The organism is Polaribacter cellanae, assembly GCF_017569185.1.
GTDB classification, from domain to species: Bacteria; Bacteroidota; Bacteroidia; order Flavobacteriales; family Flavobacteriaceae; genus Polaribacter; species Polaribacter cellanae.
This window is the reverse complement of the sequence record NZ_CP071869.1, coordinates 4059925-4080331: the sequence shown is the minus strand read 5'-3', so window position 1 is coordinate 4080331 and position 20407 is coordinate 4059925. Positions and strand designations below refer to the sequence as shown.

Here is a 20407-nt window from a genome sequence, read left to right as displayed (position 1 = left end):
TAGACCTCAAAGGTTTTAGAAACCTTTGAGGTCTATTTTCCATTTATTTAGCACATTATACTGTAATGTTCCGTTTTTTACTTCTATAGGGCTTTCAAAATTATTGATAAACAAACCTCCTGTTCCCAAACCTTGTGGCAATTTGTTATTTAAAGTAAAAGTGAATTGTGCAATCGCATTCAACCCAATATTACTTTCTAAAGCAGATGTAATCCACCAACCAGATTTATTCTTTTCTGCCAACTGAATCCATTCCTTACTTCCTAAAAAACCTCCTATTAAACTTGGTTTTAGAATAATATATTGTGGCTTTATAGTTTCTATTACCTTCTTTTTTTCTTCTGATGAAAATACACCAATTAATTCTTCATCTAATGCAATAGGTAAAGGTGTTTTCTCACACAACATTGCCATTTCTTGCAATTGCCCTTGTTTTATGGGCTGTTCTATGGAATGCAAATTCAATTCCGATAATCTTTTTAATTTTTCAAGTGCTTCATTCGAACTAAAAGCACCATTTGCATCTACTCGCAACTCAATTTCATTTGCCGAAAACTCGTTTCTAATCGATTTTAATAAATTAATTTCTTCATTAAAATTTATGGCACCAATTTTCATTTTAATGCAAGAAAAACCTGTTTTAAGTTTTTCTTTTATTTGCGACTTCATAAACTCGGTATCTCCCATCCAAACCAAACCATTTATTGGAATTGTTTGTATTCCTTTGGTAAATTCTGATGGAAATAATTCAAATTTATCTTTACTTTTTAAGGATAAAAATGCTTGTTCCAATCCAAATTGAATCGAAGGAAAATTAATGACTTCTACTAATAATTTTTCTAATCCTAGATTAATGTTTTTGCAAACCCACTTTAGTTTTTCTTCGTAATTAGGAACATCATCTACACTTAAACCTCTAAACAAACCTGTTTCTCCAATGCCTGTTTTACCATTTTCTTCTAAAATGATAAACCAAGTTTCTTTGGTTCTTAAAATTCCGCGAGATGTTCCACTCGGATTTTTAAAATTGAGAATGTATTTTTTGTAGGTTGCTTTCAAGATATTAATATTGTTTAAAAAGTTTTCGATACAGTTTTTATTCCTTGGTTAGAAAAATTACTCGAACTGATATTTTACTCTTCTTTTTCTTCTTCAATATATTTTTTGAAATTATTCAAATACGTTTGGTCTTGTTCTTGAAAAGTTCCTTTAAAATAAGGAAACATACAAGCCATCACATACGAATCGCTTCTACAACTTGCATTTAATGTAACTGTGGTTACCCCTTCTTTTTCTGTAAAAATATAATCGTCTTTTTTTAGCATATTTTCTGCATCGAAAAATAAGGTTACTTTTTCGTTTGGTACGTAAGCCATTACTTTTTCTGTCATAGTAATATCTTGCCCTTGATTGTTTACCACCAACTTGTAAACACTTCCTGTAATTCCTTGGTTCTTATTTATAGTTTCGAAAGATTTAATTTCTGGAATCCAATTTTTCATGTTTTCTGGTTCATTAAATTGATTAAAAACTTCTTCGACAGGTTTGTCTATAGAAACTTGTGCTGTATATTTTGTTTCTTTTACAATTAAACCTGTTGCAAAAAATAGCAAAACCAACATTGTAATGACCACTAAAATTATTTTTATTGCTTTCATACTATTATTCTTTTAAAAAACTGTTTGTCCAATTGCAATTAGAATTGCAAATAAAAATGTACTTAATGCTACTTTTTTTAATTCGCTATCTAATGTAGCAGGAATTGTGTTTTCTGCAACCGTTTTTACATTTTTAATCAAAGGTACAAACGCTATTAAAAATACCAACTGATAAATGGAGTTAAAATCTAAAAACACATATATTAAAGCTGTAATTAATGCTCCAAATATTAAAAAATAATGATATTTCTTTGCTTTTTCTGTACCTAATTTTACAACCAACGTATTTTTATTGTTTTTTTTATCTTCTTCTCTGTCTCTTAAATTATTCAAATTTAAAACTGCTGTACTTAACAAACCGATTGAAATTGCAGGTAAGAAAATTATAAAATGAATTTGTTTTGTGTACAAAAAATAACTTCCAACAACGCTTAACAATCCGAAAAACAAAAAGACAAATACATCTCCAAAACCACTGTAACCGTAAGCTGAGTTACCTACTGTGTATTTTATGGCTGCTGCAATGGATGCAATTCCTAAAACGAAAAACAAGATAGAATATCCAAAATTTTCGCTTCCGAAAGCAACATAAATCAAAAGCAAAGCAATTATTAAAGTGATAATTGTAGTAATTATCATTGCCATTTTCATTTGTTTTGGTGTGATGGCTCCAGAAGAAACCATTCTTGCTTCTCCTGTTCTGTTGTTGTCTGACCCTTTAATGCCATCTCCATAATCGTTTGCAAAATTTGACAAAACCTGAAAACCAATTGTGGTTAAAATTGCCAACCAGAAAATTGGAGATATCAATATATTAGGATATGATATACAAACCATAGTTTCAAAATATTTTTCCGAAAAAACATTAAAATTAAAATGATTTCCCAAAATACTTCCCACAATAATTCCAGAAATAGATAGTGGCAAAGTTCTTAAACGAGCTGCTTTTATATAACTTTTTACATCCATAATTTTTTACTCGTTTCTACTTTAAACAATGTGTAATTATATATTTTTTGTGCATTTTCTAACTGAATGCAGGGTATTTTTATTTTTCCTGAAGCTGTTTGAAAAACAATGTCTGCCACGTTTTTTCTTGCTTGAAAAATGGTTTGCTTCAACTTTACATTTTGCACTTTATAGAATGGCAAATAGGTTTTGTGTGTTTCTATACTTCCAGAACCTAACAACAATAAATCGTCATTAAATAAATAATATCTTTTTCTGAATTTTAGTTCGATAAAAAATATAAAAATTGGTACTAATAAAGCATTCATCCAAAAGACGTGTAAGCTTTCAAAACCAAAATAAAGTCCTGTATTTAATAGTAAGAAAAATAATATACTTCTAAAATACAATCTAGCTCTAAAATAAGCATCTGGATAGTTTTTATGTAAACCTTCTAAATTTTCATTCGGAAACAATAAGTCTTTTATGGTTGCAACTTGTGCAGATTTACAACCAACAATTTTTATAATTTTATGCTGTTTCTTTTTTACTTTTCCGCTAATTGCTTGTTTAAAAGTAATAAATGAAATTCCTAATTTCTCTTTTATTGGATTCGAAGAAACTGTAATGTGTTGCACTTTATCTTTCTTTAAAATTACCGAATTTTTGGTGGTTAAACCTTGGTAAATTTCTAGTGCGTTGTTTTTTACAAAAACCGTTAAATTAAAATGCCTTAAAAACACACGAACCAAAGAACTTAAAACCGCAATTACTGTAAAGAATATTAACAAACCAACAATTAAAAAAACACTGGTTTCTAATGTTGATGTATTTTCTGAAATATAATCGTCTAACACTTCTCTTTTTCCCAAACCATCGAAAAGTTCGCTTATTTGCTGGTAAAAACCGATTAAAATGGCAAATAGCAGTAATAAACTTTGTAAATGATTTTCGGTTAAACTTACCTTTATTAACTCTAAAAAACCTACTTTTATTAATGGTTTTTCTGTAATTTGTGTTTCTTGGGTTACATTTTTTTTATCGAAAATTGTAACTGCATTTTTTAAAGCTTTTGCTTCTTTAAAAGATAATGCTTTTATGGAAATTTCTGCTTTTGCAGAACCTGCAGTTTCTATATTTACTTCATGTACATTAATTATTTGCTGTATAATATTTTGCTTAAAATTAATGTTCTGTATTCTATCAAAAGGAATGGAAATGTTGGTTTTTTTTAGGATTCCTCTTTTTAAGATAAAGTGATTATTTTCTATTTTAAATTGAAAGTTTTTAAAAATTAAGAAAGCTCTTACTAAGAAAAAAACGAGTACAACCAAAACACCTAAATAAATATAGTTTAAGGTGGTTTCGGAAATTTTAGAAAACTTTTGAATGAAAAGAAATAGTAAAATCCAAAATGCTTTGAGCACTTTATAGAGTAAATTCAAATAAATAATAAGAATCCCTTTTTTAGATTGCCTCCTAAAATGGCTAAAATCTTCTGAATTATCCATCTATTTGATTGCTGATAAATTCTTTAATTTTAGTTGCTTCCTCTTTTATAAGTCCTTTTATTGTTAAATCGTCGCTACTATCGCCTGCAGTAAAAACGCTTAGAGTAACCAAGTTAAAATAACGAGAAAAAGGGCCTTGATCTATCTCTACATGTTGTATTCTATTGAAAGGAACAGTTGTTAATGTTCTAAAAAAAATGCCATTTTTATAAGAAATATCTTTTTCTCTTACTGCAAATTTTTTCTTTTTAAAACCAATAATTTTAATGGAAAGCGTTATTAGCAAAAATATAAAAACAACTACATATAACCATATAGAATGTTCTTTCAATTCGAATAAATCTTTATAATCAATAATAAAAACGGCTGCGAATAAGACTGTAAAGACGATGCCAATATTTAATAAAATTACTTTTAAATATTTCTTTTCGATAGCTATAAAATTAATTTTAGAAATATCTGGAAAATGTGTAATTGTATTATTTTGAAAAGTATCTGCCATTAAAAAAGTAGTAAAAATTATTAATTATTTAATGCTTCTTTAATATTTATAGGGCGATTATTTTTTAAAGCTTGTACAAAGGCTCCTTTGTATTTGTAACGTAATTGATTTCTTTTACTTCTAGCTTCTTCGTAGGTTTCGAAAGTACCTATTCTATATTTTGTTAGTAAATTTTCTTCGAACGTATTTACACCTTCTAGATTTGCTAATTGGTTATTAGGGTTTCTTAACGCCGCAATTTGTACCGTAAAAACAAGACTTGGTTCTTGGGCTTCTACAACCTCTTCTTTAACAATAGTATCTGTTGGTACAGGTGCTACAATCTCTTGCTTTTCTTTTTTCACTTCTTTATTTCCACATGAAAACAGTAAAACCATCATCGAGAATATAATTATTATTTTTTTCATCTTTTTTTACTTTTATAAATTAACTGAAGGTTCTTTTAAAGCTTCTTTAATATGAATTCGTTCTCCATTTTTAATAGGAACAATAAATGCATCTTTACAAACACTTAAAACAATTCTTTTGTATTCTGTAGCTTCTTTATAGGTAGGAAATTCTCCTAATCTATATTTTAATAAATTATCTTTTTCTCTTATTATAACAATATTCTTAATTTTTTCTAAATCGCTATTTTTATTTGTAAATGCCGCTATTTGAACTGTAAAGAATAAACTTTCGTTAGATTTTATATAAATATCAGACAAATTAGTTGCTATTACATTTAAATACTCTACATACTTTTCTTGCGCTGTAATTGTATTAGGTATTACAAATATGGATAGTGTGAAAATAAATAAGAAAATTTTTCTCATAATTATAAATTATTAGCTTCTGCAATTAATTCTGCAATGTCTTTTACTTTAACTTCTGTTTCTTTTTCCTTGAATTTTATTCCATCAGTCATCATTGTGTTACAATAAGGGCAACCTGTTGCTATAATTTCTGGTTTGGTTTCTAAAGCGTCTTCTGTTCTTAAAACATTTACTTCTTTATCTCCAGCTTCTGCATCTTTAAACATTTGCGCTCCTCCTGCTCCACAACATAATGCAGTTCTTTTGCTACGTTTCATCTCTGTTAAGTTTACGCCTAACCTGCGAATTAAATCTCGTGGAGATTCGTACACTTCGTTTGCTCTTCCTAAATAACATGGGTCGTGAAACGTAACTCTTTTTCCTTGTAAAGTATTTTCGTCTATTTTTAATCGTCTTTCAGCAATTAAATTTTGAATAAATTGTGTATGGTGAAAAACTTCGTATTTTCCACCTAATTCTGGATATTCATTTTTTAAAGTATTGAAGGAATGTGGATCGCAAGTAACTATTTTCTTTACTTCGTAAGCATTTAAAACTTCAATATTCATTATTGCTTGCATTTGAAACAAAAACTCGTTTCCTGCTCTTTTTGCGGCATCTCCTGTAGAAGATTCTTCAGTACCTAAAACTGCAAAATTTACGTTTGCTGCGTGTAATATTTTTACGAATGCTCTTGATATTTTCTTTGCTCTATCATCATAACTTCCTGCTGCTCCAACCCAAAACAATACTTCTGGTTGTTTGCCTTGAGCCATCATTTCTGCCATTGTTGGTACGATCATCTTTTATAATTTTTATTTTAGTCCTCAGTTCTCAGTCTTCAGTTCTCAGTCTTCAGTTGGCAGTTAGTAGCTGACTGATTACTGCCCATTGAAGACTGCCTACTAATTTTACTTTTCCTTAGCCCAATTCAATCGATCTTGTTGATTGTATTGCCAAGGAGCACCATTGTTTTCTATATTCGTCATCATAGCATTTAATTCTTGTGGTGCTGCACTTTCTTCCATAACTAAATATCTTCTCATATCTATAATTATAGAAAGTGGATCTATATTTACTGGGCACTCTTCTACACAAGCATTACAACTTGTGCATGCCCACAGTTCTTCTGGTTTTATGTAATCGTTTAATAATTGCTTTCCATCGTCTTTAAAAGCACCTCCATTTGCATCGATATTTCTACCTACTTCTTCCAAACGATCTCTGGTATCCATCATAATTTTACGAGGAGATAATTTTTTACCAGTTAAGTTTGCAGGACAAGCAGAGGTGCATCGTCCACATTCTGTACAGGTGTATGCGTTTAGTAATTGAACCCAATTTAAATCGGTAACTTCAGATGCGCCAAATTTTTCTGGAACTACATCCTCTTCTCCTTGTGCTGGAGTTGCATACGGATCTGCATCTGGATCCATCATTAATTTTACTTCGTTGGTAACAGATGCTAAATTATTAAACTGTCCTTTTGGCTTTAAGTTGGCAAAAAATGTATTTGGAAACGCTAGAAGAATGTGTAAATGTTTCGAATAATATAAATAGTTTAAGAAAACCAAAATTCCTAAAATATGAATCCACCAAGCTGTTCTTTCTATTGTATGAACAGTTTCTGTAGAAAAACCATCGAATAAAGGTACAATAAACTTACTTATTGGATTTCCAATTCCTGCTTGTTGAAATGCTGGATCTGCAGCATTCATTATTAAGAAAAGTGTCATTAAAACCATTTCGAAGTATAGAATAAAATTTCCATCGTTCTTTGGCCAACCTTTCATTTCTCTGCTTAAAAAACGTTTGATATTTGCCACATTTCTACGCGTCCAAAATAAAATAACCGCAACAAACACTAAGGCTGCTAATATTTCGAAAGTTCCAATTAAAAAACCATAAAAAGCATCGCCTAAAAACCCTTTAAAAACCCTGTGAGTTCCTAAAAGACCATCTACAATAATTTCTAAAACTTCTATATTTATAATAATAAAACCAACGTACACTATTACATGTAGGAAACCAGAAAATGGTCTTCGTACCATTTTAGATTGCCCCAAAGCAATTCTTATCATATTTTTCCAACGCTCGGATTTATTATCTGTTCTGTTGATATCTTTTCCTAGTTTAATGTTTCTAGTTAGTTTGCGAATATTTATCACAAAAAAACCGATACCAGCAATTAAAGCAATGGCAAAAAGTATGTTTGGTAGGTATTGCATATGTAAGGTTGGTTAAATTATTCTTTTACTTTTTCTACTTTTTGGTAAGGACCAGGACTTTTTCCAAAAATAGAGAAATGTACATATCTTTTTGGATTTAGCTTAATATCTCTTAACAACTCTTCTAATTCTTTAGTTGCTGCTTCTAAATTATCGTACATTTTTTTATCGTTGATTAACTTGGCTATAGACCCATCTCCAGAGTTCATTTTCTTAGACAATTTGTTAAAATTATCTACAGCATTTTCTGCTTTTTTAACTATTTGATTGATATTAACCGTCGTTAAACTGTCTGATAATCTACTTAAATTACCAGTAATTTTTTTTGTATTTGTAAGTGTAACTTTTAGGTTTTCTTGATTATCTACAACCATAGAGTTTACCGCTTTTACCGTTTTTCTAATGTCGCTAATTGTTGCTGCTAAATTAGAAACGGAACTGTTAATTCCATCAATTGTTTTGTCATTTAAAACTTTATTAATTCCACTAAATAAAGTATCTGCTCTTACAATTACTTTTTCTATTTTTTGTTGTAATGGGTTTAAGCGTTCTCCAATAGAAGTAAATAAACTTTCTTCCATTTCTCCTTGTAACAAATCTCCAGAAACTGCCATTTCTCCTTCGTAATCTGGCACAATTGCTAAGTTAGAGCCTCCTAATGGACTTGGAGAATATATTCTTACAACACTATTTTTAGAGAATTGAAAATCGTTTTCTACAATAAATGTTACAATTAAATAACCTCTTCTTTCTTTAGAAGTATCAAATTCTATTTTATCTACTTTACCAACTTTTAATCCGTTAATAGTTACTGAACTGGATCTTGTAAGTCCCCCGATTTTAGCATACTCTACCTTAAACATTCGGGTTCCAGAATCTAATAAATTTTTTCCTTTCAGAAAATTGAACCCCCAAATTGAACATGCAATAATTACAATTGCTACGATTCCTATTTTTATTTCTTTTGTCATTTTATTCTATATCTTACACAATATTAGTTAATTTTTGCGAGTAATACTCAATCCTACTTCATTTTTACGGCTTCTTTAACTGGTATTTTCTCTCCATCTTTAAAAGCCACAATAAATGCTGTTTTGTATCCTTTTGATTTTGCTTTCTTTAAAGATTTTTTTACCAAATTATAAGAATTTGTATTTCCATAATAATATTTATAAAAAGATCCAATTTTTACTCTCTCTACACTTTTTAGACCTTTAAAATTGTAGGATTTTTCTGCAATTTTATTTTTTCCTGATGCGATTTGAATTTTGTATTCTATTTCACTCTTAAACTTATTATTTGTTACCTCTTCTATAACCGTATTTAATTTAAGGTTATTTATATAACTGTAAATCGCATCTGCAATAGCGTTTGCCATTTGTGTTTGTCCTTTTCTAGAATTTAAATAGCGCCCTTCTCTCTTATTCGTAAGAAAACCTAACTCTACTAAAACACTTGGCATAATCGTTTCTCTTAAAACTTGAAAATTATCTTGTTTTACTTTTCGATCGTTTCTCTTTAACTTTAATGAAAAATTATTCTGAATAATACTCGCCAAAGCCAAACTCTTGTCTAAATTTTCTTCTTGAAGCAAAGATAAACCAATTACAGATTCTGCTGAATTGGGGTCGAAACCTTTATAACGCTCTTTAAAATTATCTTCTAATAAAATTACTGCATTTTCTCGCTTGGCAATTTCTAAGTTTTTTTTATTTCCTCTTAACCCTAATACAAAAGTTCCTGCTCCATATGCGTTAGAAGTGTGTGAATCGCAATGAATAGACACAAACAAATCTGCTTTAGAATTATTTGCAATGTCTCCTCTTTTCCATAAATCTATAAAAACATCTTTATCTCGGGTAAAAATTACTTTTACATCTTTTTTTCTTTTTAGTTTTTTACCTACTAGTAAAGCAACTTTTAGTGCAATATTTTTTTCTTTATAACCATTTCCTAAATTGCCAGGGTCTTTTCCTCCATGACCAGCATCTAAAACCACTGTATATTTTTTTTGTGCTACAAGTATATTTATACCACTTAAAAAAAAGAGTAGAAGGAATAAAAGAAAAAGATTTTTCTTTTTATTTATTTTTTTGTGTTTTTGTTGGGATTGCATCAATAAAATTTAACTAATTTTGGCGTTTATTAATTTGGAACTTCAATTATTGAGCCATATTTTTACTCGCATACAAAAATAGTATTTAAAGCATTGCAAACAAACCTATCATACATACTTTTATTTTGTTGCTTCTTTTTTATAAAGCTAGGGTTTTCTCAAGATATAAAACCAACTAAAAAAACAGTTGTTCCTCTTGGAAAAAGAGATACGATTGCTCCACTTAAAAAAGATAGCATTCCAAATTTAAAAAAGGACACTCTTTTACGTAAAAAAAAGGATACGACTTCTTTAGATACTATAAAACCGAAAGAAAGCATAGAAGACATTATAACGCATGTTGCTACAGATTATACAATACAAGATGCTAAAAATAAAACGGTTACTTTATATAATGAAGCAAATATTACCTATACAAATATAGATTTAAAAGCAGGAATTATAATTGTAGATTATAAAAAAAACACACTTTTTGCCAAAGGAATAAAAGACAGTACAGGGTATGTACAACGTCCTATATTTAAACAAGGTAACGAAGAAACCGAACAAGATTCTATTGTATATAATTTTAAAACCAAAAGAGCTTTAATTTATGGTTTAAAAACTAAGCAAGGTGAAATGTTTACTTATGGAGAGAAAACCAAAAGAGTAAATGACTCGACAATTTATATTCGAAAAATTCGCTTTACAACTTCAGATAAAGAAAAACCAGATTACTATATTGCAACAAACAAAGCAAAGTTAGTCCCTGGAAAAAAAATTATTGTAGGCACTAGTAATTTGGTTTTAGCAGATATACCAACTCCAATAGTTTTACCTTTTGCTTATTTTCCATTATCAAAAACAAGTGTTTCTGGTTTTTTAATTCCTGCTTTCGATACTGGTAGTACTAGCAGAGGAATTGGTTTCCAAAATGGTGGTTATTATTTTGCCATTAGCGATTATATAGATCTTGCAATTACTGGAGACGCTTATTCTAATGGAACTTGGGGTTTTCGAGCCAACTCTAACTATAATAAAAGATATCGTTTTAATGGCTCTTTTAGCTTTAACTACGAAAATATAATTAATGGAATTCGTGGTTTTAAAAATTTCTCTAAATCTAATAATTTTAACTTACGTTGGTCTCACAATCAAGATTCTAAAGCAAGTCCTAATTCTAGATTTACAGCTTCTGTTAATTTAGGAAGTAGTCGTTTTTTTAGGCAGTCTTTAAACCAATCTAATATTTCTCAATCACAAAACAACTCTTTTAACTCGTCTGTAAATTATAGTAAAACTTTTGTTGGAACACCTTTTAATATGAATGTTACTGCAACACACCAACAAAATACGAATACAAAAAGAATTACAATGACTTTGCCTTCGTTAACGTTGAATATGAACCGAATTTACCCATTTGCAGGTAAAGATGGTGTAAAGAAAAACCCAATTCAAAAAATGGGTTTCAACTATACAATGCAAGCCCAGTATTTAATAAATACAACAGAAGATAATTTTTTAACTGCTAAGATGTTTAAAACTGCTAAGTCTGGAATGCGACATAGAACAGGAACCAACACCAACTTAAAAGCTTTTAAATATTTTACAATTTCGCCAAGCGCAAATTACGAAGAATCTTGGAATTTTAATTATATCGAAAAAGAATACGACCCTATTCGTGCAGAAGTTAGAACCGATTCTTTAGTTGGTTTTAAGTCTTTTAGAACCTATAATTTAGGAGTTAGTTTATCTACAAACATTTATGGTACATTTAATTTTAAAAGAGGAAAATTAAAAACGATTAGACACACTCTTAGACCCTCTATTTCTTATTCTTACAGGCCAGATTTTGGTAGCCAATATGTAAAACAAGTTCGCAAAAGTGCAGACCCTTTAGATTTTGAACAGTACACTATTTTCGATAATAGTTTATACAAAGCTCCATCTACAGGATTAAGTAATTCTATTGGAATTTCTGTAAACAATGTTTTGGAAGCCAAAGTCGCATCAGATGACCCAGATAGTGACGAAGAAGATAAAAAAATAACACTTTTAAACAATTTAAATTTTAACACTTCCTATAACATTGCTGCAGATAGTTTGCGATGGTCTAATATTAGTTTTTCTGCAGGAACCCGCTTCTTTAAAGATAAATTAGCTGTTAATTTAAGTGGCTCTTTAGACCCTTATAAAGTGATTAAAGTTAATGGCTCTATTATAAATATCGATGAATTTAACTCTGGATTTCCAAGACTAACAAATGCGAGTTTAACAGCAAACTACTCTATTTCTAGCGCCGATTTTAAAAAAGACAAAGAAGATGATAAGAATAAAACAAACACCAATTCTGGGAACAACCCTCCAGATATTATAGGAGGTGATATAGACCAAACAAATCGTTTTGGGTCCTCTAACAAATCGAACTCTAATAATAAAGATAAAAAAGCAGAACTTTACAATGCAGATATTCCTTGGTCCATTAATTTAGCCTATTCTACAAATTACAATAATAATGGCATTGATGGAGGAAAAATAGGAGTACAGAGTTTAATTTTTAGTGGTAATTTAGAGTTATCTCCAAAATGGAAAGTTGGTTATTCTTCTGGTTACGATTTTAAAGGTGGCGCATTTACATTTTCTAGATTTAATTTTACAAGAGATTTAGATAGTTGGCAATTCAATTTTAACTGGGTTCCTTTCGGTACAAATTCTTCTTATACCTTTTTTATTGGTGTAAAATCTTCTGTTTTAGCAGATTTAAAATGGGATAAAAATAAACCACCAGATAGAAGATTGTTTTAAGACGAATAATATTTCGTTTATTATTTTAACAATATTGGGTTTTTATTATCGTTTATACTGCTATAAAATCGCTTGATAAAATAGTTGTTTTAAAAAAGATTGGTATTAGAAAACAGGCTTTAGTTACATCTATTAGAGAAGTTAGAAATGATGATGAATATGATAGTGATCCAGAAACAGATGGTTTTAATATAAATCATTCTCAAGTTAAATATTATTACACTGTAAAGTTTATAGATAAAAATGGACATGAGATAGAAAGAGAATTAGAATTTTCAACCACAAAAAACCCTAAGAGAAACCCTCCATTTAATACGAGTATAATTTATTTAAATAAAGAAAACCAAGACGTCGAAATTATATTAGAAAACAACGAAGGAAGAAATTATAATTTTTATTATTTTTTAATTTTTGGTTTTTTACTGCTTTCATTTGCTATTTACTGCTATACAGATCAATTAGATTTTATTCTAAATTATTTTAAAAATTAATAACTTCGCATATCTGCAATTTTGCGAGAAATAATATAAAAACCATGAAAAAAATAATTACCACCAAACATGCACCTGCTCCAATTGGACCATATAACCAAGCTGTATTAACTGGAAACACTTTGTATACGTCTGGACAAATAGCTATAAACCCTAATTCTGGAGAATTGGTTTTAGACAGTATAGCTTTGGAAACAAAGCAAGTAATGGAAAATTTAAAAGAAGTTTTAGCTGCTGCAAAAATGTCTTTCGAAAATGTTATTAAAGCCTCTATTTTTATTTCTGATATGAATAATTTTGCTGAAATAAATACAGTTTACGGAGAGTATTTCGATAATGAAACTGCACCTGCAAGAGAAACTGTAGAAGTTGCCAATTTACCTAAGTTTGTAAACGTAGAAATTAGTGTAATTGCTGTGAAGTAATATTTAGTATTCAGTATTCAGTATTCAGTATTCAAAAATAAAAAAACCTGATAGAAATAAATCTACCAGGTTTTTTTACTTATAGTATATTTTTAAATACTATAAAGTATCTGCATATTCAATTAAATCTACGATTTTTGTTGAGTATCCTATTTCGTTATCATACCAAGAAACAACTTTTACAAAGTTATCGTTTAATGCAATTCCTGCTTTTGCATCGAAGATAGAGGTACGAGTATCTCCAACAAAATCTTGAGAAACAACCATATCTTCAGTATATCCTAAAACACCTTTCATTGGTCCACTTTCTGATGCAGCTTTCATTGCAGCACAAATTTCGTCGTAAGAAGCTGCTTTTTCTAATTTTACAGTTAAATCTACTACAGAAACATCCATTGTAGGAATTCTAAAAGCCATACCTGTTAATTTACCATTCATTGCAGGAATTACTTTACCAACTGCTTTTGCAGCTCCTGTTGAAGAAGGTATTACATTTCCAATTGCAGAACGCCCACCTCTCCAATCTTTCATAGAGGGACCATCTACAGTTTTTTGAGTTGCTGTTGCAGCATGTACAGTTGTCATTAACCCTTCAACAATACCAAAGTTATCGTTTAAAACCTTTGTAATTGGTGCTAAGCAGTTTGTAGTACAAGATGCATTAGAAAAAATCTTTTGATCTGCTTTTAATTCAGTATTATTTACACCCATTACAAACATTGGAGTATGATCTTTAGAAGGTGCAGATAAAACTACTTTTTTAGCTCCTGCTTGTAAATGTTTTCCTGCAGTTTCTTCTGTTAAGAAAAAACCGGTAGATTCAATTACATAATCTACATCCACTTCATTCCATTTTAAGTTTGCTGGATCTCTTTCTGCTGTAATTCTAATTTCGTTTCCATTAACAACTAACTTACCATCTTTTACGTCAACAGTTCCATCGAATTTACCATGAACTGAATCATATTTTAACATATATGCTAAATAATCTACATCTAATAAATCGTTAATTGCTACTACTTGTACGTTGGGTCTATTTACTGTAGATCTAAATGCTAATCTTCCAATTCTACCAAATCCGTTAATTCCTACTTTTATCATTTTTTTACTCTTTAATTACTAATTAATATTATGTGGTCATAATATCTGAAACTCTTAAAAGTTCCTGATTTATTGAGTGACCTCCTTTGATTGCTTCTGCAATACTTGTACTTATTACTTCGTTATTTTTTAAACCTACCATTAAGTTTGTTTTCCCATCTAATAATAATTCTACAGACTTAACCCCTAATCTACTTGCTAAAACTCTATCGAAACAAGATGGAGAACCTCCTCTTTGCATATGTCCTAAAACAGAAACTCTAACATCGTATTCTGGTAAGTTTTCTTCTACATATTTTGCTAATTCGTACACATTTTTCCCAGATTTATCTCCTTCTGCAACCACTACAATACTAGAAGATTTCCCTGTTCTTCTACTCTTTTTTAAAGATTCTAACATTCTATCTAATCCTAAATCTTCTTCAGGAATTAAAATTTCTTCTGCTCCTGCTCCAACTCCTGCATTTAAGGCAATAAAACCAGCATCTCTTCCCATTACCTCTACAAAAAATAATCTATTGTGCGAAGATGCTGTATCTCTAATTTTATCTATTGCTTCTACAGCTGTATTTAATGCAGTATCGTACCCTAAAGTATGCGTCGTTCCAAAAATATCGTTATCGATAGTTCCAGGAATTCCAATTACTGGAAATTTATATTCTTCGTTAAAGATTACTGCTCCTGTAAAAGATCCATCTCCACCAATTACAACCATTCCTTCGATATCATTTTCTTTTAAATGCTCGTAAGCTTTGGCTCTACCTTCTTTGGTTCTAAATTCTTGTGATCTTGCAGATTTTAAAATGGTACCTCCTTTATTGATAATATTGTTAACACTTCTTGCTGTTAACTCAATAAAATCGCCTTCGATAAGACCTTCATAACCTCTATATATTCCAACACAACTAACTCTGTAATAAGCACATGCTCTAACTACAGACCTAATTGCTGCATTCATTCCAGGAGCATCTCCCCCAGAAGTCATAACTGCTATTTTTTTTATTTTCTTCATAATTATATATCGTAAAATTACTGCTTTTTAGGCATTTAAAATAAAAAAACTACGAAATCGTTTTAGGCTTTTTCCTTTATTTATATATGCTTTTTAAGAAGCATAATTTAAAAAAGTTAAACGTTTTTTATATAGGTTATTTACAAATTAATTTATATTAAAAAGAGTACTTTATATAATTATAAATACTCTTGTTTTCCTAAAAAACATGTTATAAAATTAAGGAAAAAGGAAGTTAATTTCCTTCAAAGTTTATTAAGTCTTTGTTAACTTTTTGAAGAGAATCTTTTGCTATATCTTTCTTTTTAGGCTTTACTTTTTTCTTTTTCCAATTTAACTTCTGTAACAACTCAGATAGGGTATTAAAATTAACCTGATAAGAAAGTCCAACTCCTTGTGTATACCCTTGATCTTCGATTGTATATTGAATTTCGTTCTGACGATTAAAAATTACGCCTCTAAAATTACCTTCTTCGTTTAATAAAATTTCTACTTTTACTTCTCCAATAACACTCGACTGTGTTTTTGTACCCACTGGAACTCCTACTTTTCCATTAATAATAACTCGATCGCTAACTTTTGTGCTTACGGATAAATCTACTTGATTATCGATATTTAAACGTTCTACACCACTATTTGATTGCCCCTGTTGATAATCTACACCTAATTGAAATTTACTATTTGGACTATTTAACAAACTTGAAAAAGCTGCTGCAATTGCGCTTGAAGCTGTATTTGTAATCGTTGCATTTGCATCGAAATTTAGCTTGTCTGGATTTGTAAAATTACCAAACGCTAGTAAAGAGATAAACTGTGTTGTTTTCTCGTTTACATTATTATCATTTAAAATAAATTCTAACTCGTTGGCAATTGTTGGATCTACATTGCTTAGTTGAATGTCTAATTCTTGTTTAGAATTGAATAAACCTCCTGTAATTTTAGCCACCAAATCTACTTCGATATTTCTATTCGAATTAAAATTCTCCAATAAAACGCCTGGATTTGCTTTTGCTTTGTAAATCGCAGTAACATCTAAATTTGCATCTGCAGGGTTTCCATTCCAAGAAACGGTTCCTCCTTTTTGGATTGCAAATGGCTTGTTTACAATTCCTCCGTATTTAAAATCGTACACTCCACTATTTACCAAATAGTCTCCAAACATATTAAATTTTCCTCTAGTGTCTATTTCTATACGTAAATTTCCTGAACCTCTTCCTTTTAACTGACTTCCATAAACCTCGTCTATAACTATTTGTGCAACTGCATCTTTGGTAACTTCTAAATCGATGTTTAATTCCAATCCTTTTAAAGCTTCTAAAGCAATTTGTTTTTGGCGATCTTTTGCTTTAATTTCCTTTGTTTTAAAGTGAATTAAATTATAACTATCTACAGTTTCTACGTCTTTTAAAGGAACTACAAAAAGAGTTCCTGCCTTTGTTTTTGCATTTACATCTATTGTAAGCCTGTCTGTTAAACCTGTAATACTTGCAGAACCATCTATATAAGCACTTCCATAATACAAGGCTTCTTCTTTGTTTTTAGTATCTAAAACTAACAGGTTATCGCTTTCTATTTTTAAATCTAAAAACCATTGTTTAAAGTTAAAATGAGAAATACTTCCTTTAAAAATTCCTTTCGTTTTATGTTTGGTGTCTAACAATTTAAAGTCTTCTAAAATAAAAGATTGTTGCATTAAATTAATGATAGATTCGCCCTCGAAATCGTAATCTACATTTAAATAAGGAAATTTTAACCCTGCATTTTTAAGCGTTAAACTTCCATCCATATCTGGGTTGCTTAAAAAACCTCTTAATGTAAAATCTCCAGTAGCACTTCCTCTTAAAGAAGATAAAACATTTTGCCCTAATGGACTAAATGCTTCTAGCTTAAATTCTTCTAAATAAACGTTTAGATCTACAATAGGCCTTTCTAAAGAAAAATCTAAGGAACCTGTTGCTGCAATACTTTTTACATCTTTATTTTCTATGGATAAATTTACGTTGTACTTCTCGTAAGAATTATCTCCTTGTACATTAATAGATAAATTTCCTTGTTTAAAACTATTTACCTGAAAATCTTTAACTATTAATGTTGCTTCTGGGTTGTACTCTCCATCTTTTTGAACAAAATCTAAATTTCCAGAGAGTGTTCCTTTTAAAGCTAAACTATCGATTTTGGGGAGAAAACTTTCTAAATTTACTTTTGTAAAATCTGCTAGTAATATTTTTTCTTCAGTTCCTTTTAGACTTCCAGTAAATTCTATTTTTTGTTCTCCTGAAACTAATTTAAATTGACTAAAATTAAACTCACCCTTTTTTAAATCGAATGTAATTTTATCTGTATTTTGTTTATCTGGATTGATATTCCATGTATTTTCTTTATAAATAAATGAAGATTCTTCAAAACCAACCACCGATTTTCCTTCTGGATTAAATGTGTAGAAAAAATCGAGATTAAAGTCTTCATTTTTCTTGTCTCCACCTTTAAAAACTGATTTAAAATACAAGGTATCATTTTCGGTTCTATTTAATAAATTTAGTTTAGAAACATTATAATAGGGTGTATTTACTTCTGAGGCTGTTAAATGTGTATTGTAAAGCGGGTTTTGATTGTCTGTTCTCAGTAAAATTTCTTTTACTTCATTACCATAAGCATCGATTCTTGGTGAAGAAACCGTCAATTTAAAAAGATTTTTATCAGAATTTATTTTTCCTTTTAATTTGGTGTTATCGTCAATAGAAATCGATGGAAAAAATACATTTACAATCTTATTAAAAATCGTAAAATCAAAATCTAAATATTGTTTTGGAGTAACAGAATATGGATTGTAATTCGTATAAATACTACCCAAGGCATTTTGCGCCACTTTTGGTAACTCTTCAAAAGAAAATTTTCCTGAAATAGATCCACTTGCAATGTCCTCGGAAACTACTTCAATGGTTTTTATGCTGTCTTTTAAAGAAGAGGTAACGTCGAATTCTTTAAATGTATATTCTTTCTTTTCGTTGGTGTAAAGCACGTTTCTAAAGGTTGCTTTTCCAACAATATCATCTAAATCGTTTCCTTCGATATCTAAAGTTATGTTTCCTTTTACAACAGAAATACTATCTCTTGTAAAAAGATTTGTTTGTTTTAAATTTAGATACATAATGTTCGATTTAAAGTCGAACTTATGCACTTCCGAAGACAAATCTGCCAAACCTTTAAAGTCCATTTTAAAGTTTTCATCATTAATTAACAAGTCGCCATCAAATTTATTATTTTGATATTGACCATTGGCTGTAATATTTTTATAGGTATAATCTTTAAAATTAAATTCAGAAATTTTACCAATAAATCGAGTATCGATATTCGATAATTTAAATCCATTTCCATTAACATCTCCTTCCAAAGAAACTTTACCAAACAACGGGTCGTTTAAAAACTTTCCCATATCGAAACCCAATAACTGCAAACTCCCAGCATAACCTGCAGTATCTATTGCATCTAAATTATCGATTTCTAAATCGGTTACAACACCACCTATTTGAGAGCTCATAGTAACAGTAGCTGTCATTTGAGTGGGTGTTACCCTTACTTTTCCTCTGGCTACAAAACGACCAAACTTATCGAATTCTGTTGGAATGTTTTTTCCCAAAACGTTGGGCATTATATTTTTTAATTTTCTATAAGTTCCTGTTAAATTGTTTAAATCCCCTTCGAAAACGAAGCCCCTTTCTACATTTACAGCGTTTACAAAAGACAAATCTCCATAAACGCGGATACCTTTTTGGGTGGCTAATTTTAAATTTTTCAATTCAAAATTATTTAACGTTCCAACCATATTTGTTTTAAAAGTAATTAAATCGTTTCCACTTACTTCGTTGTAGAATTTCTTTAAATCGAAAACTCTTAAATCGCTTTTTTTAAAATTTGCATTTATTTTTACTTTATCTGTAAAACTAGTTAAGTCTTCTCTTTTATAGCTGAAAAGAATATCTCCATAAATATTTGAATTTTTGGTTTGCAAAGTAGTATTAGCAAATTTCATCGCAGTTTTTGTAAATGTATAATTGGTTGTTAAATTGGTAACTTCTAACCCTAAATTGGTAACAAAATACAAACCTCTTGTATTGGTAGAAAAATTAGGACCAACAATAGATAGGTTTTGTAAATTTCCTCCTGTTTTTGATGCTGAAAAAACCAAGGAATCTTTTTTATTTAAATTAATTAGTTTAAAATCTAAATTATTTATATAAACATTCGCTGTTTTTAAAATAAATGGAGCAATAAGAGAATCTTTTGGCTTATTGCTTTTAAAACTATCCATAAAAACAGCCATATTATCATCTTTTTCCCCTTTATAGGTTTTCATATAATAATGTGCGCCATCTATGGTAATATCGCCTAATAAAACTTCGCTATTTAGTACTTTTTTGGCATTTAAAACAGAAGTACTTAAACTATTTACAAAAATTAAAGTGTCTTTATGATGGTCTTTAATTTTTACATCTTTAAGCTCTACGCTTCCTAAAAAAGACAAGTTTATTTTTCCAATGGTTAAATTGGTTCCAAAATCGTCGTTAATTCGGTTGGTTGCATATTCTCCTAATTTCGTTTGCACGAAAGAGGTGGATAAAAAAACACTAACCAACAACAAAAAGAGTACAATGTACCCTAACCATTTTAGTATTTTTTTCGCAGCTCGTTTAATAACAATTTATTTTAAAAAGAATTACAATATATATGAAATGATAGACAATCAAAAATATTGCCAATTCTTACAAAGAACGTGCAAATTTAACAAAGAATTTAGTTTCTAATCTTAAAAAAGCAACCTCAACCAAAAATAATACTT

The 20407-nt window shown here is 29.5% G+C and carries 16 protein-coding genes; 2 read left to right on the top strand and 14 right to left on the bottom strand.

Annotated features, from left to right (window positions below; translation table 11 throughout):
- Nucleotides 1–15 precede the first annotated feature (15 nt).
- The 11 genes from J3359_RS17920 to J3359_RS17870 all read right to left on the bottom strand — a co-directional run bounded on the left by J3359_RS17920 (nt 16) and on the right by J3359_RS17870 (nt 9757).
- Nucleotides 16–1062, bottom strand: a complete 1047-nt coding sequence (locus J3359_RS17920; protein WP_208080522.1) for an o-succinylbenzoate synthase — start codon at nt 1060–1062, stop codon at nt 16–18.
- Nucleotides 1063–1133: 71 nt separating this feature from the next.
- Entirely contained in the window at nt 1134–1658 is a 525-nt protein-coding gene (locus J3359_RS17915; protein ID WP_208078534.1) for an SRPBCC family protein, read from the bottom strand.
- A gap of 12 nt (nt 1659–1670) precedes the next feature.
- Nucleotides 1671–2627 carry a 1,4-dihydroxy-2-naphthoate octaprenyltransferase gene (gene menA, locus J3359_RS17910; RefSeq protein ID WP_208078533.1) on the bottom strand — a complete coding sequence of 319 codons (957 nt, stop codon included), beginning with the start codon at nt 2625–2627 and terminating at the stop codon, nt 1671–1673.
- Nucleotides 2618–4117 carry a PH domain-containing protein gene (locus J3359_RS17905; RefSeq protein ID WP_208078532.1) on the bottom strand — a complete coding sequence of 500 codons (1500 nt, stop codon included), beginning with the start codon at nt 4115–4117 and terminating at the stop codon, nt 2618–2620. The genes menA and J3359_RS17905 overlap by 10 nt, the downstream gene beginning before the upstream one ends.
- Nucleotides 4110–4619, bottom strand: a complete 510-nt coding sequence (locus J3359_RS17900; protein WP_208078531.1) for a PH domain-containing protein — start codon at nt 4617–4619, stop codon at nt 4110–4112. Before J3359_RS17900 ends, J3359_RS17905 begins: the two co-directional genes overlap by 8 nt.
- Before the next feature lie 20 nt (nt 4620–4639).
- Entirely contained in the window at nt 4640–5026 is a 387-nt protein-coding gene (locus J3359_RS17895) for an SPOR domain-containing protein (RefSeq protein WP_208078530.1), read from the bottom strand.
- A gap of 12 nt (nt 5027–5038) precedes the next feature.
- Nucleotides 5039–5434, bottom strand: a complete 396-nt coding sequence (locus J3359_RS17890; RefSeq protein WP_208078528.1) for an SPOR domain-containing protein — start codon at nt 5432–5434, stop codon at nt 5039–5041.
- Nucleotides 5435–5436: 2 nt separating this feature from the next.
- On the bottom strand, nt 5437–6216 hold the full coding sequence (locus tag J3359_RS17885; RefSeq protein WP_208078526.1) for a (Fe-S)-binding protein: 780 nt from the start codon (nt 6214–6216) through the stop codon (nt 5437–5439).
- A 108-nt stretch (nt 6217–6324) separates the two neighbouring features.
- Nucleotides 6325–7641 (bottom strand): 4Fe-4S dicluster domain-containing protein, encoded by a 1317-nt coding sequence (locus tag J3359_RS17880; RefSeq protein ID WP_208078525.1) that lies wholly within the window; start codon nt 7639–7641, stop codon nt 6325–6327.
- A gap of 17 nt (nt 7642–7658) precedes the next feature.
- A complete protein-coding gene (locus J3359_RS17875) occupies nt 7659–8612 on the bottom strand; it encodes an MlaD family protein (protein ID WP_208078523.1) in 954 nt (317 codons plus the stop codon).
- A 53-nt stretch (nt 8613–8665) separates the two neighbouring features.
- A complete protein-coding gene (locus J3359_RS17870; protein WP_208078521.1) occupies nt 8666–9757 on the bottom strand; it encodes an N-acetylmuramoyl-L-alanine amidase family protein in 1092 nt (363 codons plus the stop codon).
- 93 nt (nt 9758–9850) lie between these two features.
- On the opposite strand from J3359_RS17870, the gene J3359_RS17865 reads away from it, so the two are divergent.
- Nucleotides 9851–12541 (top strand): putative LPS assembly protein LptD, encoded by a 2691-nt coding sequence (locus tag J3359_RS17865; protein ID WP_208078519.1) that lies wholly within the window; start codon nt 9851–9853, stop codon nt 12539–12541.
- A 535-nt stretch (nt 12542–13076) separates the two neighbouring features.
- Nucleotides 13077–13457 (top strand): Rid family detoxifying hydrolase, encoded by a 381-nt coding sequence (locus J3359_RS17860; protein ID WP_208078518.1) that lies wholly within the window; start codon nt 13077–13079, stop codon nt 13455–13457.
- A 99-nt stretch (nt 13458–13556) separates the two neighbouring features.
- Here the strand turns inward: J3359_RS17860 and gap are convergent, their stop codons facing one another.
- The 3 genes from gap to J3359_RS17845 form a co-directional block, all read right to left on the bottom strand.
- Nucleotides 13557–14558 carry a type I glyceraldehyde-3-phosphate dehydrogenase gene (gene gap, locus J3359_RS17855; RefSeq protein WP_208078517.1) on the bottom strand — a complete coding sequence of 334 codons (1002 nt, stop codon included), beginning with the start codon at nt 14556–14558 and terminating at the stop codon, nt 13557–13559.
- A gap of 28 nt (nt 14559–14586) precedes the next feature.
- Complete coding sequence (gene pfkA / locus J3359_RS17850) at nt 14587–15573, bottom strand: 6-phosphofructokinase (RefSeq protein WP_208080521.1); 987 nt, start codon at nt 15571–15573, stop codon at nt 14587–14589.
- 232 nt (nt 15574–15805) lie between these two features.
- Nucleotides 15806–20173 (bottom strand): translocation/assembly module TamB domain-containing protein, encoded by a 4368-nt coding sequence (locus J3359_RS17845; protein ID WP_243765955.1) that lies wholly within the window; start codon nt 20171–20173, stop codon nt 15806–15808.
- Between the last annotated feature and the right edge of the window lie 234 nt (nt 20174–20407).